The 23,272-nt window shown below is 41.1% G+C and carries 22 protein-coding genes; 5 read left to right on the top strand and 17 right to left on the bottom strand.

What is annotated here, in order from left to right:
- Positions 1 to 945 (bottom strand): ion transporter, encoded by a 945-nt coding sequence (locus KK487_RS12935; RefSeq protein ID WP_024600830.1) that lies wholly within the window; start codon positions 943 to 945, stop codon positions 1 to 3.
- Between the two features lie 8 nt (positions 946 to 953).
- On the bottom strand, positions 954 to 3,620 hold the full coding sequence (locus KK487_RS12930) for a bifunctional acetate--CoA ligase family protein/GNAT family N-acetyltransferase (RefSeq protein WP_024600829.1): 2,667 nt from the start codon (positions 3,618 to 3,620) through the stop codon (positions 954 to 956).
- Between the two features lie 114 nt (positions 3,621 to 3,734).
- Between KK487_RS12930 and KK487_RS12925 the strand changes: the two genes are divergently transcribed.
- Positions 3,735 to 4,451: an SIMPL domain-containing protein gene (locus KK487_RS12925; RefSeq protein ID WP_064663416.1), complete on the top strand. Its 717-nt coding sequence runs from the start codon at positions 3,735 to 3,737 to the stop codon at positions 4,449 to 4,451.
- On the opposite strand, the gene KK487_RS12920 is transcribed toward KK487_RS12925, so the two are convergent.
- From KK487_RS12920 to KK487_RS12885, 8 genes are all read right to left on the bottom strand, one after another.
- Positions 4,443 to 5,102 (bottom strand): hypothetical protein, encoded by a 660-nt coding sequence (locus KK487_RS12920; RefSeq protein WP_215521834.1) that lies wholly within the window; start codon positions 5,100 to 5,102, stop codon positions 4,443 to 4,445. The two genes, KK487_RS12925 and KK487_RS12920, sit on opposite strands and share 9 nt — an antisense overlap.
- 104 nt (positions 5,103 to 5,206) lie before the next feature.
- Positions 5,207 to 7,039, bottom strand: coding sequence for a DUF885 domain-containing protein (locus tag KK487_RS12915; RefSeq protein WP_215521833.1), 1,833 nt, complete (start codon positions 7,037 to 7,039; stop codon positions 5,207 to 5,209).
- A gap of 37 nt (positions 7,040 to 7,076) precedes the next feature.
- Entirely contained in the window at positions 7,077 to 8,213 is a 1,137-nt protein-coding gene (hemW, locus tag KK487_RS12910) for a radical SAM family heme chaperone HemW (RefSeq protein WP_058155239.1), read from the bottom strand.
- The gene (locus KK487_RS12905; RefSeq protein ID WP_069439858.1) at positions 8,210 to 8,809 is read right to left on the bottom strand and encodes an XTP/dITP diphosphatase; all 600 of its coding nucleotides are present in this window, start codon (positions 8,807 to 8,809) and stop codon (positions 8,210 to 8,212) included. The genes hemW and KK487_RS12905 overlap by 4 nt, the downstream gene beginning before the upstream one ends.
- Positions 8,810 to 8,811: 2 nt before the next feature.
- On the bottom strand, positions 8,812 to 9,255 hold the full coding sequence (locus KK487_RS12900; RefSeq protein WP_128583159.1) for a DUF4426 domain-containing protein: 444 nt from the start codon (positions 9,253 to 9,255) through the stop codon (positions 8,812 to 8,814).
- A gap of 58 nt (positions 9,256 to 9,313) precedes the next feature.
- Complete coding sequence (locus KK487_RS12895) at positions 9,314 to 9,847, bottom strand: YggT family protein (RefSeq protein WP_008113334.1); 534 nt, start codon at positions 9,845 to 9,847, stop codon at positions 9,314 to 9,316.
- A gap of 26 nt (positions 9,848 to 9,873) precedes the next feature.
- On the bottom strand, positions 9,874 to 10,695 hold the full coding sequence (gene proC / locus KK487_RS12890) for a pyrroline-5-carboxylate reductase (protein WP_013465853.1): 822 nt from the start codon (positions 10,693 to 10,695) through the stop codon (positions 9,874 to 9,876).
- A gap of 17 nt (positions 10,696 to 10,712) precedes the next feature.
- Entirely contained in the window at positions 10,713 to 11,426 is a 714-nt protein-coding gene (locus KK487_RS12885) for a YggS family pyridoxal phosphate-dependent enzyme (protein WP_024600821.1), read from the bottom strand.
- Between the two features lie 2 nt (positions 11,427 to 11,428).
- Between KK487_RS12885 and KK487_RS12880 the strand changes: the two genes are divergently transcribed.
- From KK487_RS12880 to KK487_RS12870, 3 genes are all read left to right on the top strand, one after another.
- Positions 11,429 to 12,469: a type IV pilus twitching motility protein PilT gene (locus KK487_RS12880; protein ID WP_013465851.1), complete on the top strand. Its 1,041-nt coding sequence runs from the start codon at positions 11,429 to 11,431 to the stop codon at positions 12,467 to 12,469.
- A gap of 9 nt (positions 12,470 to 12,478) precedes the next feature.
- Positions 12,479 to 13,615 carry a PilT/PilU family type 4a pilus ATPase gene (locus tag KK487_RS12875; protein ID WP_013465850.1) on the top strand — a complete coding sequence of 379 codons (1,137 nt, stop codon included), beginning with the start codon at positions 12,479 to 12,481 and terminating at the stop codon, positions 13,613 to 13,615.
- A gap of 111 nt (positions 13,616 to 13,726) precedes the next feature.
- Positions 13,727 to 15,073, top strand: coding sequence for an IS1182 family transposase (locus KK487_RS12870; protein ID WP_138561695.1), 1,347 nt, complete (start codon positions 13,727 to 13,729; stop codon positions 15,071 to 15,073).
- 225 nt (positions 15,074 to 15,298) lie between these two features.
- Here the strand turns inward: KK487_RS12870 and ruvX are convergent, their stop codons facing one another.
- The 6 genes from ruvX to KK487_RS12840 all read right to left on the bottom strand — a co-directional run bounded on the left by ruvX (position 15,299) and on the right by KK487_RS12840 (position 19,725).
- Positions 15,299 to 15,748, bottom strand: a complete 450-nt coding sequence (ruvX, locus tag KK487_RS12865) for a Holliday junction resolvase RuvX (RefSeq protein ID WP_064663514.1) — start codon at positions 15,746 to 15,748, stop codon at positions 15,299 to 15,301.
- A 17-nt stretch (positions 15,749 to 15,765) separates the two neighbouring features.
- Positions 15,766 to 16,323 carry a YqgE/AlgH family protein gene (locus KK487_RS12860; RefSeq protein ID WP_024600819.1) on the bottom strand — a complete coding sequence of 186 codons (558 nt, stop codon included), beginning with the start codon at positions 16,321 to 16,323 and terminating at the stop codon, positions 15,766 to 15,768.
- Positions 16,324 to 16,458: 135 nt separating this feature from the next.
- Positions 16,459 to 17,409, bottom strand: a complete 951-nt coding sequence (gene gshB, locus KK487_RS12855) for a glutathione synthase (protein WP_076922109.1) — start codon at positions 17,407 to 17,409, stop codon at positions 16,459 to 16,461.
- Between the two features lie 66 nt (positions 17,410 to 17,475).
- On the bottom strand, positions 17,476 to 18,210 hold the full coding sequence (gene rsmE / locus KK487_RS12850; RefSeq protein WP_055012525.1) for a 16S rRNA (uracil(1498)-N(3))-methyltransferase: 735 nt from the start codon (positions 18,208 to 18,210) through the stop codon (positions 17,476 to 17,478).
- A 70-nt stretch (positions 18,211 to 18,280) separates the two neighbouring features.
- On the bottom strand, positions 18,281 to 18,754 hold the full coding sequence (locus KK487_RS12845; protein ID WP_215521832.1) for a hypothetical protein: 474 nt from the start codon (positions 18,752 to 18,754) through the stop codon (positions 18,281 to 18,283).
- A gap of 77 nt (positions 18,755 to 18,831) precedes the next feature.
- Complete coding sequence (locus KK487_RS12840) at positions 18,832 to 19,725, bottom strand: DUF350 domain-containing protein (protein WP_076922107.1); 894 nt, start codon at positions 19,723 to 19,725, stop codon at positions 18,832 to 18,834.
- A gap of 78 nt (positions 19,726 to 19,803) precedes the next feature.
- Between KK487_RS12840 and glnE the strand changes: the two genes are divergently transcribed.
- Entirely contained in the window at positions 19,804 to 22,599 is a 2,796-nt protein-coding gene (gene glnE, locus KK487_RS12835; protein ID WP_215521831.1) for a bifunctional [glutamate--ammonia ligase]-adenylyl-L-tyrosine phosphorylase/[glutamate--ammonia-ligase] adenylyltransferase, read from the top strand.
- 64 nt (positions 22,600 to 22,663) lie between these two features.
- Here glnE and KK487_RS12830 read toward each other — a convergent pair whose 3' ends face one another.
- Complete coding sequence (locus KK487_RS12830; RefSeq protein ID WP_013465842.1) at positions 22,664 to 23,236, bottom strand: toxin co-regulated pilus biosynthesis Q family protein; 573 nt, start codon at positions 23,234 to 23,236, stop codon at positions 22,664 to 22,666.
- Positions 23,237 to 23,272: the final 36 nt, after the last annotated feature.

Genomic DNA, 23,272 nt, shown 5'->3' with positions numbered 1-23,272 from the left:
TTAAGGACGCTTACCACAGTGACGGCAAAATAAGTGTGAGCTGCGTTTATTAAGCTCTGCTTTTATCGCTTTATTGGCCTCTAGCTTACTTAGCCCTAGCTTGTAGCGTAACTCCTCAAGGTGATGCATCTGCTCATCAGTGAGCTTACCATCGGTTATTTTCTCGTGGGTGGCATCTTCAAATAGCTGGCGACGTTTGCGTATTTGCTCTGAGAAACTCGACGCTAATAAACCGGTTGGTATGGCAACCATCCCCATACTCACCAAAGTGATTACGCCACCAAATAGTTTACCAATAGGCGTTATAGGCACAACATCGCCATAACCAACCGTAGTTAGGGTTGCCATTGCCCACCACATGGCTGCAGGAATAGAGCCGAACTTGTCTGGTTGAATGTCGTGCTCTAATAAATAAATACCGCAAGAGGCTAAAATAAGTACCACAGACATAATAAAAAATGCCGCCAGTAATGAACTCGACTCATCAATAAACGCCTGCAATAACAATTGCATTGCTCGAGAGTAACGGGTGAGCTTAAATACCCGCAACAACCGCAGTACCCGTAAAAAACGTAAATCGATAGCAAAGAAAAACATTAATAAACTAGGCAAAATGGCAATTAAATCGATAATTGCCAGAGGTGATAAAATATATCGAATCCGTTTTTGTGTGTTTGAGCAATTCATGGAGGCGTACTTTACGCGATCGACACAAGTCCAAGCACGTATTAGGTATTCAGCACTAAATATAGCCACTGATACCAGCTCCAAGATTAAAAACTCGCTATAGTACTCGGTTGCGATGCTGTGCACCGACTCAAGCACAATCGCCACCACATTAATCATAATTATGCTGATCAGTATGACATCTAAAATGTGTCCCGCTCGCTGATACTTACCTGACGCTTCAAATACTTGGTTTATGGTTTGTCTTAGTTTACGCATAGTACCTATTACAATGTGAGCAGCATATTGATACTGCCTTCTTCAAAATCACGACTTATTTTAAACCCGAGTTTACGAGCCAACTCAATCATGCCGGTATTTTCTGGCAGGGTGATACCTTCAACCGTTTTCACGCCTTGGCGTCTGCAGTGAGAAATAGCCGCGTTCATTAAAATACGCCCTAACCCAAGTCCTTGGCAATCAGAACGTACCACAATGGCAAACTCTGCTTGTAAGTTGTCGGGATCCATAATCACTCGCGAAACCCCTAATGTGTGTTGTTGCTCGTCTTGTGTTTGGGTAACAATAAACGCCATTTCGCGGTCGTAATCAATTTGCGTCATTTTAGCGAGTTGATCATGGTTAAATTGTGGCAATTCACCAAAAAAGCGCTTGTACCTATCTTCTTTGCTTAAGGAGCGGTCAAACTCTTGATGTGCCTGCTCATCTTCTGGTTTGATTGGTCTGAGCGTTGCTAAGGTCTTATTTTTTAGGGTCACGGTTTCAACCAACTCAATAGGATAAGGGCGGATTGATAAACGTTTTCGGTGCGCCTGAACCTGATACTGATTTAAGTTCATGGTGGCATCAAGGACTAAAAACTGCCCATTACTGGCTAAAATAGGATTTAGCTCTAATGAGGTGATATCGGGTTGATCGACAACGAGTTGAGAAATTCGGGTCAGTAGCGCACATAAACGATATTTATCTACTTTTTCTGGCAGAATGCGATCTTTAAGAACTCCCTTATCATGGGCGGCGGCAATTAAATATTTAGCTAGGTTCATATTCAGTGGTGGCAAGGCCACCGCCGCTTGAGCGTACTCAAGCCCTGTGCCAGCTTCACCTAATAAAATAACTGGCCCAAAATTAGGCTCTGTTTTAATGGCTATGCGCAGCTCATTGGCGCCTGCTCTCGGTGCCATTTTTTGTAATGAAAAGCCATCAATAATAGCATCAGGGTAGGTGTTTTTTATTCTTAACAGCATGGCAAATGCCGTTTGCTCGACCTCTTGTGCATCATTGAGGTTGAGTACTACGCCACCGACTTCAGACTTAGAGGGAATACTGGGGCTCATCAATTTTAATGCGACCGGAAAACCTAGCTCTATTGCTTGCTCTTTTGCCTCGGTAGGGGTGTAGGCTACTTCAGTTTGGATACAGTCTATACCGTAGCTACTTAAAATTTGACTCGCTTGATGGGTTGATAAGTAATGTTGCTCATCATTTAAAAACTCTTTAATAGCTGCTTTCGCTGCTACTTTATTAATAGTCGCATCATCGGTGTTTGATTCTGGCGTTTGGGTTAAATGTTTTTGGTTACGACGATAGCTTACTAAATGCATAAAGGCACCTACTGCGCCTTCTGGGGTACGATAGGTCGGAATGGCGTTATTTGCGCAGATGCGTCTGGCTGCGAAGGCGGCATCTTCTCCCATGAAATTAGTGATCACATACGGGCGTGCCATTTTTGGTAATTTGTTCAGTGCCTCAACAATAACCTGAGCGTAATTTTCACTCGGGGCCAATGCCGATGGAGTATGAATGATCAGTAAGTTTTTAACTTCTTTAGCATTAAGCAGTATTTCTAATGCGTGTTTGTAACGCACTGGCGCAGAATCGCCAAATATATCGACAGGGTTTGATGTTGTGTCTGAATGTGGGATCACTTTATTGAGTGCTTCGCGCGTTTCATCACTAAGCTGAGCAAGTTTACCTGAGCTTTGAATAAGTTCATCAACGGCCATCACTCCAGGGCCGCCGCCATTAGTTAATATAGTTAGCTGCTCTACTTGCAGTAATTTGGGGTGCATTGCCAAGGTTTGAGTGGCGGCAAAGAGTTCGCGTAAATCATTTACTCTCAACATCCCTGCACGTTGAAACATGGCATCATATACTGCATCTGAGCTTTGTTTTCCGCCGGTGTGTATTTCAGCGGCAAGAGCGCCTGCACTGGTTCTGCCTGTTTTAATAGCGATCACGGGCTTAGAAAATGCCGCCGCACGCGCGGCAGAAATAAAGCTGCGAATATCATTAATGTTATCTATGTAAAGTAGGATAGCTTTGGTTTTAGCGTCGCGGCCTAAAAAGTCGAGTATTTCGTCAAACTCAATATCTAAACAATCTCCCATAGATACAAAGTATGAAAAGCCAATTTCTTTATTTTTAGCCCAATCAAGAATCGTTGAACAAACAGCCGCTGATTGCGACACAAAAGCCAGTTTACCTGGCGTGGCAACAGTGTGCGAAAAACTCGCGTTTAAACCTATATGCGGAATTAGTAACCCTAAGCAATTTGAGCCAAGCAGCGTCACTTTATGCTTTGCAGCGTTATCTTTAAGTTCTTGTTTTTGGGTACCTGTTAGGCCATCAGCAATAATAATAGCGCTTTGGCACCCCAGCGTACCTAGCTGCTCAATAATTTTCATTAAGGTGTTTTTATTGGTACAGATAACGGCTAAATCAGGTACTTTGGGGAGGGCTTCAATACTTGAGTAAGCCAATACGCCATGCACTGCAGTATGATTGGGTGTAACAGGCATGATGGGCCCTTTAAACCCGCCTTGTAATAAATTACGCATTACCACATTACCAGCCCGAGTAGGGGTGTTTGATGCCCCAATAACAGCGACTGAGCTTGGATTAAAAAACTGGCTAATACGTTTTAGACTCATTGCGTTTCCTTGGCTGATTAAGTTTTGCTATCTATACCTTCTCAATGTAACCTGTTTATAGTGTTTTTTCGAGCGTGAACGTGCTTATTATTGATATCGGTCAAGGAGACTAAGGTGAATAAAATATCGAATGTAACCGTTGTTATGGCAGCAGCGTGTTTAAGCATTGGCCTAATTGCATTGGGTTTTATTATAAAAGGGGCTGCGCTTGATATTAAAGGGATGGAGCGCACGGTGCAGGTAAAAGGGTTAGCTGAACGTGAAGTTGTGGCAGATACCGTTATTTGGCCTTTGCAGTTTAACGATGCCGACAACAATCTTGAAAAGCTTGTTGAGCGAGTTGAGCAAAAAAATGATGCGGTGATTGCTTTTTTAAAGTTACACGGCTTTGATGATCAAGAAATATCGACAGGTACTCAATCTATTATTGATAAGCAAGCCCGTGAATACGCGAATGATAACCAAAAGTTTAGGTATGTTATTAGCTCAAATATTATTGTTTACTCCAATGCTCCTGATAAAATTAAAAACGCACTGAGCAAAGTGAGTCAGCTAGCTAAACAAAATATAGCTATTGTGCAAGACAACTATCAAACCCGTATTGAGTATATTTTTACTGGGCTTAACGATATAAAACCAGCCATGGTGCAAGAAGCCACAGAAAAAGCCCGTGAAGTGGCAGATAAGTTTGCTAAAGATTCAAATTCACGCTTAGGTAAAATTAAAACCGCTCGCCAAGGGCAGTTTAGCATTAGCGATCGGGATTCAAACACGCCGCAAATTAAAAACGTACGTGTTGTTACCAGCGTAGAATATTACTTATCAGATTAGAGCCGCCACTTGTTCAGTAGAGCGCTGTAAATAAGCGGCGCTCAGTAGCAAGGTTATCTCGCTTGGGGGATTATTTTTTAATGCCTCAAGTATTTGTAATTTTGCTGCAGGATTTTGTTTTTGCTCAATTTCCATTAATGCGAGCAAGGCCGAAAATTCATGTTTTACCGGAATGTTTGGCTTATGTGCATAGGCAATATAACTGGCAACCGGAGTGAGCCCTCGCTTATTTGTATGTGCTAACGCATGTAGTAACTCTTCGTTAGATTCAAATAACATTAACGAGCGAACATAGTTAAAAGGCAGTTGTGTGGGCATTGCTTGCTTAAATACATTATGCAGGGCGTTATTGCCAGTGTCGTCTGTACTAATAAACCCCTTATTTAATTTAAGTGCAGGCGTAAAAAAACTCAGCGCATCTAAACTGGTTAGTTTTTCAATAAACGGCGCTGGTGGCGTATTAGTGGTTAAAATACGCACGGCGATGTTTTGCATAAAATCGTATTTAATACTCATGCGTAGCGCACTTTCAAACAGGTAATTAAGCTGTATTACTTGCTGTGCCTCAGTGAGCTTTTTAAAATCGTTATCTAGCTCATCAAACTGCTGTTGTTTAATACGCGCATTGAGTAGCTGTATGCTTAGATCCATTCTGTTCTCCTTGAATTCCAACTTTATCCTAGCTTAATTTTTTGCTTTATAAAACAAAAGGCCGCAATTGCGACCTTTTATACCTTTAAGTAAATACTTAAAAATTAAGCTTGTTTGCTGGCAATCCACTCATTAACGAAGTTTTCTAGTACGTTTAATGGTACAGGGCCATTTTTAAGCACTACATCGTGGAACTGGCGGATATCAAACTTATCGCCAAGTTGCATTTTAGCATCTTCACGTAGTTCTAAAATCTTCAGCATACCTACTTTGTAAGCCGTTGCTTGAGATGGCATTACAATGTGACGCTCAACCATTTTCACACCGTCAGAAGTGGCGTTAGGGGTGTTGTTAACGTAGTAATCAATACCTTCTTGACGAGTCCACTTCATTGCGTGAATACCGGTATCAACCACTAAACGACATGCACGCCATAATTCCATGGCTAAGCGACCAAAATCTGAATACGGGTCTTCGTAAAGGCCCATTTCTTTTGGTAGTAATTCTGAGTATAACCCCCAGCCTTCAATGTAGGCTGTGTAACCACCAAATTTACGGAACTTAGGTACACCCTCAAGTTCTTGTGATATGGCAATTTGCATATGGTGACCCGGAATCCCCTCATGATAAGCCAAGGCTTCCATTTGGTAAGTAGGCATTGCTTCCATGTCGTATAGGTTGGCGTAGTAAATACCTGGGCGAGAACCATCTGGCGCAGGTTGTTGATAAAACGCTTTACCTGCCGCTTTTTCACGGAATGCTTCAACACGTTTTACAATCATGTCGGCTTTTGGTTTTACAATAAACAGCTCATCTAAGCGTGTTTTCATGTTATCAATTAAGCCTTTAGCTTCACTTAGGTACTGTGCTTTACCAGCTTCAGTGTTAGCTAAATAAAATTGCTTGTCGGTTTTCATAAACTGCATAAAGGCGTTTAAGTCGCCCTCAAAACCGACTTTATCTTTAATGGCACGCATTTCATCATGAATACGTGATACTTCAGCAAGGCCAATGGCATGAATCTCTTTTGCTGTAAGGTCTGTCGTGGTGGTGCGTTTCAGTGCGTTATTGTAAAACGCTTCGCCATCAGGGAATTTCCAAGCACCGTCACGGTCATCAGCACGTTTTTCTAACTGTGCAATGTAGTTAATTAACTTAGAGTAAGCAGGTTTAACCGCTGTTTTTAATGCTTCAGTCGCTTTACTAATAAGTGCATCTTTTTCAGCTTGGTCTATTTCTAAGGCATTAACTTTGCGTTTAAAGTCAGCTAAAAGCGTAGAATCTTCACCTTGTTCAAACGGCGCACCTTTAATGATGTTTTTGCTTGAATCAATGACGTGTGGGAATACAAATTTAGGCGCGATGATGTTTTTATCGGCGCGAATTTCTAAGCCAGTAATAAGCTGATCAAATACACCCGGTACCCCATTTAAACGAGCAATGTAATCGTTGGCTTCTTTTACGTTGCTAATTTGATGCTGGTTGATTAAAAAAGCCGGCACCATAGAGTGCGTACCAAACATTTGGTTTACTGGGTAGTTATGGTAACGCCATTTGAAATCAGCAATGCTGGCTTCTAAATCTTGTTTTTTTAAATCATAACTTACTTGGGTTGCTGTATCTAATTGCGCACGATCAATGCTGTTGAGTGTGACCAAATCGGCTTTAGCTTGTGCCAAGTCTTTAAGGGCTTTTTCTTCGCTGTTGTCATCCCATTTATCGTAATCTTTTTTGATGCCCATGTAGGTTTGATAAACCGGGCTGCTCATTACATCACGATTAAAAGTGTCTTCAAAAAAAGCATTCGCTTTGTCAATTTCACTTTGAACAGGTTGAGCTTGAACCGCAGGTGCAGGCGTTGATTGTTGTGTTGCTTGTTGGCAACCTGCAAGCAGTGCCACACTAATGGTGGCAGCAATTAGAGTAAGTTTACGCATTCGTTTCCCTTTTGTTGTTAGAAACCTATTATTGTCACTAAACAAATAACGCAAGTAGATCATTTAAAAAACGTTGCCCTTGGAGTGTAACGTGCCAGTGGCTGTCTGTTTTTGTTAGTAAACCGGCATTAATGGCTTTATCTAGTGCATGCTGTTGGCTTTGCAGTGGTTGCTGCGTCAGCGCATTAAAATCATTTATAGGGCATGGCTCTATTAAACGAAAGCGATTCATAAAAAATTCAAACGCTAAGTCGTCTTGCTCTACTTGCCAGCTTTTGTACAAGTAGGGTTTAATAATATCCATATAGCCCCGAGGGTGTTTTACCTTTTCAGTGCGTGTTATCACCCCCGTTTTCGCATCAGTAACCTTACCATGAGCGCCGCAGCCAATGCCAAGATAATCGCCAAACCGCCAATAATTCAAGTTATGTTGGCATTGATAGCCAGGTTTTGCATACCCTGATATTTCATATTGCTGATAGCCAGCTTGTGCTAATAATGCTTGGCCTTGCTCTTGAATATCCCATAAGGTTTCATCTTGTGGCAAAGTCGGCGGTTTTGAAGCAAATTGCGTATTGGGCTCAATGGTGAGCTGATACCAAGAAATATGCGGTGGATTGAGCGCAATAATTTGTTTTAAATCACTCAGTGCATCATCAAGAGACTGCCCTGGTAAGCCATGCATTAAGTCAAGGTTAAAGCTATTTAACCCTGCTTCACTGGCTTGCTGTGCAGCATAACTGGCTTCATCGGCACCATGAATTCGACCTAGGGCTTTTAACTTATCGTCCTGCATGCTTTGCACGCCGATAGAGATACGGTTAATGCCTGCTTTTACATAATCTTTGAAACGGCCCGTTTCTACTGTGCCGGGATTTGCTTCAAGGGTTATTTCACAGTTATCGCTTAAGCCAATTAGGCTATCTACTTCCTTGAGTAAACGGGTGTATGCCGCGCCGGTTAATAGGCTTGGTGTGCCGCCACCTATAAAAATACTGTGAATCTTACGCCCTTGTACTAAGTGTAAATCAGCTTTTAAATCGTCGATTAAATGCTGCACATACTCAGCTTCAGGGATGTCACCTTTTTGTCCGTGGCTGTTAAAGTCGCAGTAAGGGCATTTTTGCACGCACCATGGCACATGCACATATAAACTCAGTGGAGGAAGGTTCACAGGCCGCCTTTGTGTTGTAGCTCTTGCAGTAACATTTTAAGTGCTTGCCCACGATGACTCAGTGCATTTTTTTGCGCTTTTGTCAGCTCTGCACTGGTACAATTTTCTGATGGCACAAAAAAGATAGGATCGTAGCCAAAGCCACCTTCACCGTGTTGGCTAAGGGTAATTTCGCCCTCCCAGCTAGCACTGCAAATAAGTGGGGTAGGGTCGTCCGCGTGACGCATCAGTACTAACACACACCAAAAACGAGCGCGTCGGTTAGGGTTATCGCCTAAATCAGCCAGTAATTTATCGATATTATCTTGATCACTTGCGCCTTTACCTGCAAAGCGAGCAGAGTAAACACCGGGTGCGCCATTTAAGCTATCAACTTCTAATCCCGAATCATCAGCAATAGCCGGTAATCCAGTTATTTTAGCTGCATGACGCGCCTTAATTATCGCGTTTTCTACAAACGTGGTGCCTGTTTCGGCCACGTCACTGACATTAAAGTCGCTTTGTGGTACTACATTAATATTAAGCGAGCTGAGCATGTTAGCCAGCTCATTTACTTTGCCGGGATTGCCGGTTGCAAGTACTAAGGTGTTGGTCATATTTAATCTACGTAAAATTTTTGCTGAAACTTTAATGTTTGGAACTGGTTACCTTGTTGGATTTCAATTTCAAAACGTAAAATTTCTTCGTTGGTGTAATCTACTTGTGCTAGGTAATAAACAGAATCGCCTTCAACGACTTCTTTAAAGTTGAGGCTTTGTTTATTGCCTAATAAATTTCTAGCGGTGCCTTGTAATGTCGCTTTTTGCGCTGTTTTATCAGTATCATTTTTTAAGATGGAAATATTAACAATACCTTTGTAGCCACTGCGTTCCAAGTCATATGTTTTGGCTATTTGTGGCTGAATAAACGTTGATGGAAAGGCTATATAATGAACTTGCCAAGGGCCTAGTTCTTTATATTGAGCGCCTTGTTCTTGTGCGCTGTGCGCATTAAATGCTAAAACGAGACAAGCAATAAAACAAAACTTTATTAAACGTTGCATAGTTAACTCCTGAGTATGTAAAAAAGAGGCACTAGGCCTCTTTTATATTACGTTATGCTTAAGCTAAAAGGTCCATTAGCAGCATTTGTAAAAACTGAATGCCGATGATTAGTACCAGTACCGATAAATCTAATCCCCCTAATGGCGGTAAAATTTTACGGATGGGCTTTAACATTGGCTCAGTAAGCTGATGGAATACCGCTTCAATTGGGTTATAGCCTTGGCTTACCCAGCTTAAAATAGCGCGGATGATTAACACCCAAAAGACTAAATTTAAACCTTCTTTTAAAACAGTTATTAGCGCCTGTATAAGCACAGGCTGAATAGCCCAAGAGCTATAAATAAGCCACATTAGGGTACTTATTTTTGCCGCAGCCACTATAAATGCCAGCAACAAAGAGGCTAAATCAAGCCCGCCTAGCCCTGGAATGATTTTTCGCAGCGGGTTAACTGCAAACGAAGTGGCTTTGACCACAAATTGGCTCATAGGGTTGTAAAAGTCGGCTTTTGCCCACTGTAGCCAAAAACGCAGTAGTACCACCATTAAAAATAGATCAAACAAGGTGCTAATTAAAAATTGCATGGCATTCATAGTATAACCTTCAATAAAAAATGGTTTTAAAGTTCTTGTTCCATTTGCACTGCACGCGCAATACACGCATCCATTGCATCGCCTACGGTTTTAGTTAAACCTTGTGCTTTTAAATGCTCAACGGCTGCATGCGTGGTACCGCCTTTTGATGTCACATTTGAACGTAATTGTGAAATGCTAATATCAGTTTGGCTAAGTGCCATTTCAGCTGCGCCAAGGGCGGTTTGCTGCACTAAGCGGCGTGCGTCTTCATCACTAAACCCAAGCGCTTTGGCTTTTTCTTCAATGGCTTCCATAAATAAGAAAAAGTAAGCCGGTGAAGAGCCGGTAACAGCAATCACGTCGTTTATTTGCGACTCTTTTTCAACCCATACAACGATGCCTGTACATTCAAATACTTGCTGTACAAAATCATGCTCACTTTGGGTTTCGCCTGCACCATATAAGCCAGATACACCACGGCCAAGTAATGATGGCGTATTTGGCATACAACGTACCATTTTTACATCTTGACCAAGCATTTCACGTAAGCGCTTAACGGTTAAGCCTGCCGCGACTGAGATAAATAATTTATCGCTAAAGTCGACACCTGAATCTTGAAATGATTGGCATAAATCGCCCATCATTTGTGGTTTAACAGACAAAACAATGACATCGGCATCGCGCATAGCTTCGTTATTGTCACTGGTGGTTTGCACCTTGAAATCGGCAGCTACCTTAGCTAGTTTTTCTTGGTTGCGGTTAGTCGCAATAATATTATTTGCGTTAAAGCCGTTTTTTACCATGCCACCAATGATGGCGTAGCTCATATTACCTGTGCCTATAAATGCGATTTTTTTATCTGACATATGTCTGTTATCACCTTTTAAGTTCGTGTTCCAAAAATATCTGTGCCGATCCTCACCATGGTTGAACCTGCCGCTATGGCAGCTTCTACATCGTTACTCATCCCCATCGACAACGTATCTATATGAGGATATTGGGTCTGTAGTTTATCAAAGCAAGTTTGTAATTGCTCAAAATATTGAATTTGCGTGTTTGCATCGTCACTTTTAGCGGGAATAGCCATCAGTCCGCGCAACTGTAAATGGGCACATTGATCTATATATTGCGCCAGCTCAGTGATTTCATTGGGGTGACAACCAGACTTTGCTTCTTCTTCGCTAATATTCACTTGAATAAGTACATTTAGTGGCGGCATTGTCTCAGGGCGTTGACTGTTTAATCGCTTGGCTATTTTAAGTCTGTCTACACTTTGCACCCAAGCAAAATTGGCAGCGACTAAAGCACTTTTATTTGACTGAATAGGGCCAATGAAATGCCAAACAATATCGCTAAATGTGTCTAGTTGCGCTATTTTATCTACAGCCTCTTGAACATAAGATTCACCAAATTGACGTTGCCCTTGCTCATAAGCTGCCATAATATCAGTAGCGGGTTTGGTTTTAGATACTGCAAGTAACGTAATATCGTTACTATTACGTTGTGCTTTGTGCGCTGCCTCTGCAATTCTAGCGTAGGCGGATGTGAGTCGTTCTGCTATTGTAACCATATATTTATCAGTTAGTTGTGGAGTCATAAATGGATATCACCGAATTATTGGCATTTAGTGTGCAACATAAAGCATCAGATTTGCACTTATCATCAGGGGTATCACCTATGATACGTGTTGATGGCGATGTGCGACGTATTAATATACCAGCACTTGGAGATAAAGAAGTCAGCAGTCTGGTTTATGACATTATGAACGATAACCAGCGTAAGGACTATGAACAAAATCTCGAAGTGGATTTTTCTTTTGAAGTCCCTAATTTAGCACGTTTTCGTGTAAATGCCTTTAACTCTAATCGTGGCCCTGCTGCTGTGTTTCGTACTATCCCGAGTGACGTACTCACTCTTGAAGATTTAGGCGCACCTGAAATATTTAAACAAATTTCAGATAACCCACGAGGCCTAGTGTTAGTCACGGGCCCTACCGGTTCTGGTAAGTCGACCACGCTTGCGGCGATGGTCGATTACATTAACCAAACTAAGCATCATCATGTGCTGACTATTGAAGATCCTATCGAATTTGTTCACGATAATAAACTCAGCTTAATTAATCAGCGGGAAGTTCATCGTGATACACATAGCTTTTCTAACGCACTACGCAGCGCACTCCGTGAAGACCCAGATGTTATTTTAGTGGGTGAGTTACGAGATTTAGAAACTATTCGCCTTGCTATGACCGCTGCGGAAACTGGTCACTTGGTGTTTGGTACTTTGCATACGACCTCTGCACCTAAAACCATTGACCGTATTATTGATGTATTCCCTGGCGAAGAAAAAGATATGATCCGCTCTATGCTCTCTGAGTCATTACGTGCAGTTATTTCGCAAACACTGATAAAAAAAGTAGGGGGAGGGCGAGTGGCTGCACATGAAATTATGTTGGCAACGCCTGCTATTCGTAACTTAATCCGTGAAGATAAAATTGCACAAATGTACTCATCAATTCAAACCGGTGCGTCGCAAGGCATGCAAACCATGGATCAATGTTTAACAAGCTTAGTTAACCGTGGCATTATCACTCACTCAGCGGCGTATACAAAAGCGCAAGATAAGACGCAGTTTAGCGCTTAAGGAATTATTATGACTTTATCTTTAAATCACTTTTTACAAATAATGATCGACAAAAAAGGCTCTGATTTATTTGTATCGAGCCAACTTCCTATTAGCGCTAAAATTAACGGCGAGCTAACTCCTCTTAATGACGATAAATTAACAGATGAGCAAGCGCTAGAGTTAGTCGAATCAGCGATGAGTGAAAAACAAAAAGCAGAGTTTCATAACACTAAAGAATGTAACTTTGCGATTGCAACTAGCGAAGGGCGCTTTCGTATTTCGGCTTTTTGGCAACGCGACAGAGCGGGCATGGTTATTCGTCGAATTGTCACTAAAATACCCGATGTTAAAGAGCTTGGATTACCCTCTGCATTGACCGATGTGATTATGTCAAAGCGCGGACTCGTGTTATTTGTAGGTGGTACGGGAACCGGTAAATCAACGTCTTTGGCGGCACTTATTGGTTATAGAAATCGCAATCAACGTGGGCATATTTTAACCATAGAAGATCCGATTGAATTTGTGCATGAACATCAAAAAAGTATTATTACCCAACGTGAAGTGGGTTTAGATACTGAAAGCTTTGAATCGGCACTTAAAAGCTCTTTGCGCCAAGCGCCTGATGTTATTTTAATTGGTGAAATTCGTTCGCAAGAAACCATGGAATATGCGTTGAGCTTTGCAGAAACGGGTCATTTATGTGTTGCCACCTTGCATGCTAACAATGCTAATCAAGCTATTGACCGCATTATGCACTTAGTACCAAAAGAAAAGCACGATAAGCTTAAATATGACTTAGCATTAAATTTACGCGCTATCATTGCTCAGCAACTTATTCCTACCTCTGATGGGGAAGGGCGTGTTGCTGCCATTGAGGTATTACTTAATACGCCAATGGTCAGTGAGCTAATTAAAAACGGTAATATTGGTGGCATTAAAGAAACCATGGCTAAATCAACAGAGATGGGCATGCAAACCTTTGACCAAGCGCTGTTTGAGCTTTACAGACAGCAACGGATTAACTATGCCGATGCACTTCATCATGCGGATTCGCCAAATGACTTACGTTTAATGATAAAACTACGTAATAACGAGCAGCAAGGCGCAGGCTTCTTACAAGGTGTGACCATTGATGGCCTTGATGATAAAGGTAATATGACTTAGTCTTAACCCACATAAAAAAAAGCGCCTTAGGCGCTTCAGACTGTTGAAAAAGGGCTAGACACAGCTCGAGCCCTTTGATCTAATAAGCAGAGTGAATTTGGAGAGTTCATTATGCTTAGAGATAAAACCCCGCAACAACATGAATTAGAAATGGTCGCAATTGACCACCTTGTTCCACAAGACCACTTAGTACGACTCGTAGACTTAGCTATCGACTTTGAATTCATACGTGATGAAGTCGCCCACTTATATTGCAAAAATAATGGTCGACCAGCCGTAGACCCTGTCCGCTTTTTTAAATACCTTTTCTTAGGTTACTTGTTTGGTATTCAAAGTGAGCGCCGCCTTATTAAAGAAGTGCAAGTGAATGTTGCATACCGCTGGTTCTTAGGTTTAGGGCTCACCGATGACGTTATCCATCATTCGACACTGAGCCAGAGCCGTGTAAAGCGCTTTAAAGACAGCAATATTTATCAATCGATTTTCGACAATATAGTTCGTCAAGCGATGAAGCAAGGGCTCATTGGTGGGCATAGTTTATTTGCAGACAGCACCCATTTAAAAGCCAATGCCAATAAGCGCCGTTATGACATTGAAGACTTAAAAGTCAGCCCCTCAGTGTATGTTGAGCAGCTTAATAAAGCAGTGATAAATGACAGAGAAGCCGAAGGAAAAAAGCCCCTGAAGTATGAGGAAAAGGAGCCTTGTACAAAACCAACCAAAGTAAGCCGAACTGACCCAGACAGTGGGTTTATGGTGCGTGATGAAAAGCCAAAAGGATTTTTCTATTTAGACCATAGGGTTGTGGATGGCAAACACGGAATTATCGTTGATACACATGCCACAGCAGGTAATGTGCATGACAGTCAACCAATCATACAACGCTTAGACCGCGTACTTGATACGTTTGAACTCAACCCCATTGCCGTAGGATTAGATGCAGGGTATTTTACAGCCGCAGTGTGCCATAATTTAGAAGAACGACAACTCATTGGTGTCCTGGGTTATCGACGGCCAAACAAAAAGAAAGGCTATTTCGCAAAGCGAGAATACAGCTACGACGCAGACACCGATACATACACATGCCCACAAGGCGAAATACTGATTTATAACACCACGAATAGACTAGGTTATCGGCAATACCACTCAACCCCGAAGACATGTAAAGACTGTCCAGTGCGGTCGCAATGCACAAACAGTAAAAACCATATCAAAGTAATTACACGGCATGTGTGGCAAGCAAGTGTAGAGGCTGCAAATGAAATACGGCTGAGCGAATGGGGTAAAAAACGATACAAACGACGAGGTGAAACAGTCGAAAGAAGTTTCGCGGATGCAAAGCAACATCACGGGCATCGTTATTGTAGATACAGAGGAATAAAGAATGTCAGTGCGCAATGCTTATTGGCAGCGGCCTGTCAGAACATGAAGAAAATGGCGTTAATGAAGGCAGCATAGCCCAAGATGAGCGTAATAAGTCTCAAAAGCCCTCTAAAACCCCGTCATACGGCGGTAAATTCAAGAAAAGTCACATCAGCACTAAAATTCAAAGAATAATAATAGCAACAGAAAAATATCGCGATCGCAGCCTTCGGCTGCTCAAAAATAATAAACCCTGCAAAAAAGCAGGGTTTATCGTCAATCTGAAGCGCCTTAGGCGCTTTTTTATGTGTGTTAAGTGCTTTATTCACCATAACTGGCTTCAAAAAAGCTCTCTAGAATAATCACCGCAGACATATTATCTACGTTGCCTTTACCTAAGTTTTTATAACCACCACGTTCAAATAACCGTGCCTTTGCATCTGCAGTCGTTAAGCGTTCATCTTGAGTATGAACCGCTATACCGTAATGATTATGCAAACGATTAGCAAACTTTTTGGCTTTAAAGGTAACCTCTTGTGAGGTGCCATCCATGTTTAGCGGTAAGCCAACCACCATTAAATCGGGTTGCCACTCTTTTACCTGTACAGCAATGTCATCCCAATTAGGAATGCCATCTTGGGCTTTCACCGCTTTTAAGCTGGTGGCGCTGCCTGTGAGCTCTTGACCAATAGCAATACCAATGCTCTTAGTACCAAAGTCAAATCCCATAACGGTGCGCTCACCTTGCGCTTTTACTATTTTTTTAGTCATGTTTATCTTTTATGTTATTAGGCATGTCCAGCTTCGGGGCTTAATTGGCTAACATCAAAACCAAGCATAGAAACGGCCATTTCCCAGCGCTTTTCCACTGGAGTATCAAAAATTATTTTAGGATCGGCTTTAATGATCAGCCAGCTATTATCAAGTAGCTCTTGCTCTAATTGGCCTTGTTCCCAACCTGAGTAGCCTAAGGTAATTATAAATTGCTCGGGTGCTTGGGCTGTGGTTAACGTGGCTAATACATCTTTTGAGGTGGTGATCATAATATCACTGCTCAACTTTTGGCTTGCCGAGTACCCAGGTTTAGGTGAATGTAGCACAAAGCCACGGTCTGTTTTTACCGGCCCGCCAGCAAACACAGTCACTTGCGCGGCATGTTGAGATTTATCGTTATCAATATCAATTTTGTCGAGTAACTCACCTACGGTGACATCAATCGGCTGATTGATCACCAATCCCATAGCGCCTTCTTCGTTGTGTTCACAAATATAAGTGACGGCACGTTTAAAAAAAGGGTCTTGCATTGATGGCATTGCGATTAAAAAGTGATTTTCTAATGACTGCATAAGTTTTACCCTTTTAGTTATTGAATCTTGAGTATGGCATAGTCCCATGTTTTAACACTAAAAATTTATTCGAGTTTTCAGCGATGACACAATAAGCGTCATCGCTTTATATCTTAGAACTGGTTCAGTGATAATTTATTTATTAAGCTTTTTCTCTATGGCATCAAATAAAATGCCGGTAATTGAAATATCGTAAGCGGCTTCAATTTCTTTTACGCAGGTTGGCGCTGTTACGTTAATCTCAGTTAACTTATCACCAATGATATCTAAGCCAACAAATATTAAGCCTTTTTCTTTCAATGTAGGGGCAACTGCTTGAGCAATTTTAAGATCTGATTCGCTAATTGGGCGTGCTTCACCACGTCCGCCGGCGGCTAAGTTACCGCGCGTTTCGCCATTTTGTGGAATACGCGCTAAGCAATAAGGAATCACTTCACCATCAACAACCAATACGCGCTTATCGCCTTGAGTGATCTCTTCAATGTAATTTTGCGCCATGGCAAAGCGACTGCCATGCTCAGTTAAGGTTTCGCATATTACGCCTATATTAGCATCATCGGCTTTTACTCTAAAAATAGAAGCGCCACCCATGCCATCAAGCGGTTTTAAAATAATATCTTTATGCTGGGCTAAAAATTCACGAATTTGTTTTTGGCTGCGTGTTACTAATGTATCTGGCGTGTGTTCACTAAACCAAGCGGTAAAGAGTTTTTCATTGGCGTCGCGCAAGCTCTGTGGCTTATTAATAACTAAAGTACCCGCTTGCTCTGCACGTTCTAAAATATAGGTTGCGTAAATATATTCAGTATCAAAAGGCGGATCTTTACGCATTAAAATAACGTCTAAATCAGCCAGTGCAATGGTGGTTTTTTCTTCAAGTTGGTACCACTTTTGTTCGTTATCAAAAACTTGAGCTTTAGCTGCAGTGGCGTAGGCATTGCCTTGACGCAGCGATAAATCATCCATTTCCATGTAGTAAATTTCGTAGCCACGGGTTTGTGCTTGCATCATCATTGCAAAACCGGTGTCTTTTTTAATATTAAATCCACTAATAGGATCTGAAATAATACCTAACTTAATTGCCATGCGCTGTGCCTTAATTTATGTGTTTTTTACAACTGTAATCTTGATATGTGGGTGCTTTTAGTTATTTCAATTAGCTAAATCGCCAAATTGTAATTGCAGTGCGCTTAAAACGGTTAACGCTGCTGTTTCTGTGCGAAGTACCCGCGGGCCTAAGCGAATATCTACAAATTCTTGTTGCTTTGTTTGTGCTATTTCATCGTCGGTAAATCCGCCTTCAGGCCCTACTAAAAAGCGCACGCCGTCATCGGGAACGGTAATGGTTTTAATACTGTGTTCGGCGCGAGGATGCAAAGTTAATTTAATGGCAGCTGTTTGCTGTTCAAGCCAGGTTTTTAAATCAACGGGTGAGTGTATTTTTGGCACAAAGTTGCGCCCAGATTGCTCTGCTGCGGCAATGGCTATTTTTTGCCATTGCTGGTGTTTTTTTTCTAAGCGGTCGCCACTTAGCTTTACGCCGCAGCGCTGGCTAAAAATAGGGGTGATTTCAGTGATCCCTAATTCAACAGACTTTTGAATGGTAAAATCCATTTTGTCACCACGGGATACGCACTGGCCTAAATGAATCTTTAATGGCGATTCAACGTCATGAGGATTAAATTCAAGCGGCATAACAACCACGCTCTTTTTACTCACCTCAATAATTTCACTTAGAAACTCTCCGCCTTCACCATTAAAAATAGAAACCTGCTCGCCTACTTTCATGCGCAACACACGGCCTATGTGCCCTGCAGCATCATCGTCTAGGTTTAAAGGAGTATTAAGGGCAATTGGTGATGATTGATAAATATGAGGCACTCGCATGGCAAATCACTTTTTTACATAGAAGTTATATCCCTCTATGGTAAGTAAGCAAAGGCTTGGGTGCAATTATTTATTTTTCATATTCAGGGACTGCAAGCTCTGTTAGTTCTTGTGCGGTTTGGGCTATATCGGTATCACAGGACAAATGATTTGAATGGCACTCTTCATTTATGGGGTTAATGTCATAGCCATGATTGGTTTGACTAATCATATAGCGTTTTTCATGTAATGAATTATAAATAAAGCGCTGTGTATCATCAGCGAGCAAATAATCTGTTTGGTTAAACAGTACCCCCTGAATATTGTGGTGTTCGTGAAGGTAGCTGGCCAGTTCTGAAATACTGATTTCGTTCTCAATATCGCAATAGCAATAATCTTTAACGAGTTCATCAAACATCATTTTAACCAGCTTTTGCGTGTTCGCACCGGCTATTATGATGTCCTTTTTAGCAGCATCATTAGTATTTATGTAATGTTTTACAAATGCTCGGCTGAACTCGTTATCTATATCGATTAATAGATAACTTCCTGTTTTAATTGCCATATGCCTAAAGTCCCTGTTAATTTACCAGACTATTAAATAGGGACGTTAAGCAACGGCTAAATTTAATGAGTTTGGTACTAAATTGAAAACATACTTATTAATAAATAACCAATAGCACAAAATACAGCAAATTCAATACAGGCAATGCCAATATTATCCTGATGATCGACTTCAAGTGCGGTATCTATATTTGGCATTGAAATAATTTTTATAATATACGTTAAACAGTATAGTAACAGCCACATCACACCGCAATGCATTACCAAAGTAAATAAGTTCTCTACCATTTTACCGTTTTGAAACGCCGCACTCGATAAACCAGCATATGCAGCAAGTGCTAAGCCTATTGATTTACCCGCATAGCGAATACCAATGGAGGTGTTTTCTAAACCAAAGTTACTTTGCAACGAGGCCCCTTGGTTGGCTTTAGCAAAGCGTTTTTCGCGTATTTTACTGTCTAGGGCAAACATGCCTTGTAAAACAAAAAAGCTTACCGAGGCTATTAATAAATTACTAAAGCCTTGAGTGTGTGTCCACGTATATAAACCCAATACTAAAATGCAGTTGGCAATCAGCATGCCTGAATCAACTAACGCTGCACAGACGTTTTGCTTTAGTATTGCGGCTTCTTCATTAAAGCGGCGTAATATCCATTTACGATGGATTAAATGCCCCATTTTAATAAATGAAAATAGCAGCACAATTAACAAAATCACTTTTAATGGATTTGATTGTGCAGTGCTAATACTAATTTCATCAAATAAAAACGCCATGGTGGCTATAACAACAGATATTTCAGAGGCAAAACTAATCCCCATTGCAAAGTTATCATGCTGCGCTAATTCTTCTTTAAGTGCTTGTTTTGCTTTTATTTGAGTAATAATTCTTAAACTGATGATAGTAATACAAATAACCACAAAACTAATAGCAATCGCAACTAAACTAGTGTTAGATAATGACAAGTATGACATGGTGTTCCTAAATAGATTTACCTTGATAGGTTTTTAACCATTCTAGTATGGTTATTGGTGAGATAAAAGAGGGTATTGATGAGTAACGACACGCAGCTTCCTATTGAATTAAAAAAACTCGGTGAAACACGCTTTGCCGCGCTGTACCCAGAGCAACAAAACCAGCAGCAGATAGAACGGCTATTGGCGTTAAGTGATTTTGCTTGGCGCAGTTTAAGCTCTCAACCTGCGCTACTGTCTTGGTTGCTGTGTGAGCACGAAATTAAAAATAGAGAAATTTTAGACCCTTTTGCACAGCTAGATATAACTAAAATAGAAGAGAGTGAGTGCCATAAGTTACTGCGCCAATACCGAGAAAAATACTGGTTAAAGGTGGCTTTTTTAGATTTATGCTGCAAAAACCCGATTGAAAATAGTATTAAATATATTAGTGAACTTGCTGATAAACTGATCGACAGTGCGAATCAATGGGCCTATAAAAATGTCGCTAAAACCAATGGTGAGCCATTAGATGAGCACAACAACCCGTTACCGTTAATGGTATTAGGAATGGGTAAACTAGGTGGACAGGAACTCAATTACTCATCTGATATCGATCTTATTTTTGCATATCCTCGCAATGTTAAAACCCAAGGTGGGCGTCGCTCGCTTGAAGCATCTGTCTTTTATACTAAAGTTGCCCAAAAGCTAATTACAGCACTTAATCAATGTACGGTCGATGGCCAAGTTTTTCGCGTAGATATGCGTTTGCGACCATTTGGGGAAAGTGGTCCGTTGGTAATGAGCTTTAATGCCATTGAAGATTACTACCAAGAGCAAGGGCGTGATTGGGAGCGCTACGCGATGTTAAAAGGGCGCTTAATTGGCACGCCTAACATTTATTGGCAGGAGTTTAATACTTTGCTGAGACCTTTTGTTTATCGTCGCTACATTGATTTTTCTGTGATTGAATCGCTTAGAAAAATGAAACTCATGATTGCCCAAGAAGTGCGTCGTAAGCGCTTAACTAATAACATTAAATTAGGTGGTGGCGGCATTCGCGAAGTGGAGTTTATTGTTCAAGCATTGCAAATGGTCAGAGGCGGCAGAGAAGCAAATTTACAAACACAATCTTTATTAACTGCATTAGAGCAGCTAACAGTTAGTCAAGTGATTGATGAGCATGAAGCCAGAGGGCTTAAAAATAACTACCTTTATTTACGTAGGGTAGAGCAATACCTACAAATTTTTGATGATCAGCAAACACAAACTCTGCCCGATGATGAGCTAAATCAGCAACGGCTGAATGTATTGTTGAAGCAAGGTAATTTTGACTCAGCTATTGAAAAAATAGAACAGGTCATGGCGCAAATTCATAATGAGTTTATTCAGGTAATTGGTGAAGAAACTGAACCACTTGATACTTGTGAAGGCGCGTTTATAAGTACTTGGGATCATGGTGATGTTAGCTTTTTAAATGAGCCCAGAGATGAGTGGCAAACACCATTATACGACTTCAAACAGCGCCTATCTAAAGCTAAAGTAGGCAATCGTGGGCGCGATATTCTTGATAAATTAATGCCGGCATTACTTAAACAGTTAAACGACTTTAATGCCAGTGCTAGCGCCTTTGCAACGGTATGCCAAATATTAAATAAAATTATTTCGCGCACCGCTTATCTAGAGTTGCTGTATGAAAATCCAGGAACGCTAAAACAATTGGTTTTACTTTGTTGTCACAGTAAATGGATTGGCGAGCATATTTCATTATACCCCATTTTGCTCGATGAACTTATCGACCCAGCTGTGCTTTACAAGCCAACCCCATTAACTGCATATAAAGATGAAATAAGGCAGTATTTTTTACGCATTGAACATGACGATTTAGAGCAGCAAATGGAAGCGCTGCGTCAGTTTAAGCAAACCCATCAATTACGCATTGCCGCAGCTGATGCGACGGGCGTTATTGATGTAATGAAAGTAAGCGATCACTTAACAGCATTGGCTGAAGCGATAGTCGATCAGGCTGTAAATATTGCGTGGTACCACTGCGTAAAACGCTTTGGTATGCCACCTAACACCGATGATGAAAACAAGGGGTTTGCGGTTATTGCGTATGGTAAAACTGGCGGTTTTGAGGTGGGTTATGACTCTGATCTCGATTTAGTCTTTGTGCATAACCATGATGGTACAAGCTACACCAATGGTGATAAAGCGATTGACTCAAGGCAGTTTTATTTAAAACTCGCACAACGATTAATGCATTTATTTAATACCCGTACCGCCTCAGGTATTTTATATGAGTTAGATACTCGTCTGCGTCCAGAAGGTGCATCAGGGCTATTAGCTATTAACCTAGAAAGCTTTAATCATTATCAGCAAACGCAAGCATGGACATGGGAGCATCAAGCGCTGGTTAGAGCGAGGCTGATTTTAGGCCAAGCTGAATTAGTAACACGATTTGCACAAATTCGCGCCGAGATATTGTGCCAACAACGTGATGAAGATACTTTAAAAGCAGACGTGATTAAAATGCGCGAAAAAATGCGTGGCCATTTGGCTAAAGGCAATGCGCAGCAATTTGACTTAAAACAAGATGTGGGTGCCATGACCGATATTGAGTTTATAACGCAATACTTGGTATTAAAACATGCCCATGAGTTTACCCACTTATGCGATAATTCTGACAATGTGAGAATTTTAACTGATGCGGCTAAAATTGGCTGTATCAGCGATATTCAAAAACAGCAGCTTATTCAAGCGTATATAGACTATCGCTCACGCTATCATGTGTTGAGCTTAGACCAGCAAGGTCGCTGCGTTAAACGAGAAGAGTTTAGTGAAAATATCAATAATGTTAGCACGGTTTGGAAGGCAATATTTGGGCTAGATTGAGCAATTTAATGTTATGCGCTCAGCAATATTTGAGCGCATATCAACAAAATTAAACCGAATGTAGTTAATTGCTTAGCTTTAAACAGTTTGAGCGTACAAATTCAGACGGTAGCTCGGTAATCACCGCTGCACGTTGTTTAGGGCAGAAAAACGCATACACTTCATTTGAAAAGTCATCATTAATAGAGCGGCTAACGCGGTATAAAGCGGAGTTAAAACTGCTATCTATACGAAAGTGATCTTTTATTACGTAATCTTTGTTTAAGTACCACATTAAAGTAATACCTTCGTTATTAGCATATTGGGTCAGTACAGTACGCAAGGTTGAGTCACGTTGAAAGCGACGCGGGCCTACTTCTCCACTCCAATTTAAAGGCATAGGCTCTACTACAAAAGAGCGTTGGTTTAGCGCTCTGTCGAGGCTAAGATCGGGTTTTTCGAGTTCAATGACAAATTTGTCATTGTCTTTATTGACAGTAATTCTATCTCGAATTGATGCATAAAACCGTGATAACCCTTCAGCAGCAGCGTTGGTGGTTTGTTGATAATTAAGTGACGACGTACCATTTAGTAAAAAGTAAATGGCTGCACCAATTAACAATAAAGCTAAAAGTATATATCTAATCCAAAACCACATGGCTGTCACTCATCTTTGTTATTTTAATAACCCATC

The organism is Pseudoalteromonas sp. SiA1 (assembly GCF_018732205.1).
In the GTDB taxonomy this organism is placed as follows: domain Bacteria; phylum Pseudomonadota; class Gammaproteobacteria; order Enterobacterales; family Alteromonadaceae; genus Pseudoalteromonas; species Pseudoalteromonas tetraodonis.
This window is presented reverse-complemented; position numbering and strand designations above follow the sequence as displayed.

Bases quoted from the DNA above. Each gene is read 5' to 3' on its own strand.
- KK487_RS12935 (WP_024600830.1), bottom strand. From the start codon at position 945: ATGCGTAAACTAAGACAAACCATAAACCAAGTATTTGAAGCGTCAGGT.
- KK487_RS12930 (WP_024600829.1), bottom strand. From the start codon at position 3,620: ATGAGTCTAAAACGTATTAGCCAGTTTTTTAATCCAAGCTCAGTCGCT.
- KK487_RS12920 (WP_215521834.1), bottom strand. From the start codon at position 5,102: ATGGATCTAAGCATACAGCTACTCAATGCGCGTATTAAACAACAGCAG.
- KK487_RS12915 (WP_215521833.1), bottom strand. From the start codon at position 7,039: ATGCGTAAACTTACTCTAATTGCTGCCACCATTAGTGTGGCACTGCTT.
- KK487_RS12905 (WP_069439858.1), bottom strand. From the start codon at position 8,809: ATGACCAACACCTTAGTACTTGCAACCGGCAATCCCGGCAAAGTAAAT.
- KK487_RS12900 (WP_128583159.1), bottom strand. From the start codon at position 9,255: ATGCAACGTTTAATAAAGTTTTGTTTTATTGCTTGTCTCGTTTTAGCA.
- KK487_RS12895 (WP_008113334.1), bottom strand. From the start codon at position 9,847: ATGAATGCCATGCAATTTTTAATTAGCACCTTGTTTGATCTATTTTTA.
- proC (WP_013465853.1), bottom strand. From the start codon at position 10,695: ATGTCAGATAAAAAAATCGCATTTATAGGCACAGGTAATATGAGCTAC.
- KK487_RS12885 (WP_024600821.1), bottom strand. From the start codon at position 11,426: ATGACTCCACAACTAACTGATAAATATATGGTTACAATAGCAGAACGA.
- KK487_RS12880 (WP_013465851.1), top strand. From the start codon at position 11,429: ATGGATATCACCGAATTATTGGCATTTAGTGTGCAACATAAAGCATCA.
- KK487_RS12875 (WP_013465850.1), top strand. From the start codon at position 12,479: ATGACTTTATCTTTAAATCACTTTTTACAAATAATGATCGACAAAAAA.
- KK487_RS12870 (WP_138561695.1), top strand. From the start codon at position 13,727: ATGCTTAGAGATAAAACCCCGCAACAACATGAATTAGAAATGGTCGCA.
- ruvX (WP_064663514.1), bottom strand. From the start codon at position 15,748: ATGACTAAAAAAATAGTAAAAGCGCAAGGTGAGCGCACCGTTATGGGA.
- KK487_RS12860 (WP_024600819.1), bottom strand. From the start codon at position 16,323: ATGCAGTCATTAGAAAATCACTTTTTAATCGCAATGCCATCAATGCAA.
- gshB (WP_076922109.1), bottom strand. From the start codon at position 17,409: ATGGCAATTAAGTTAGGTATTATTTCAGATCCTATTAGTGGATTTAAT.
- rsmE (WP_055012525.1), bottom strand. From the start codon at position 18,210: ATGCGAGTGCCTCATATTTATCAATCATCACCAATTGCCCTTAATACT.
- KK487_RS12845 (WP_215521832.1), bottom strand. From the start codon at position 18,754: ATGGCAATTAAAACAGGAAGTTATCTATTAATCGATATAGATAACGAG.
- KK487_RS12840 (WP_076922107.1), bottom strand. From the start codon at position 19,725: ATGTCATACTTGTCATTATCTAACACTAGTTTAGTTGCGATTGCTATT.
- glnE (WP_215521831.1), top strand. From the start codon at position 19,804: ATGAGTAACGACACGCAGCTTCCTATTGAATTAAAAAAACTCGGTGAA.
- KK487_RS12830 (WP_013465842.1), bottom strand. From the start codon at position 23,236: ATGTGGTTTTGGATTAGATATATACTTTTAGCTTTATTGTTAATTGGT.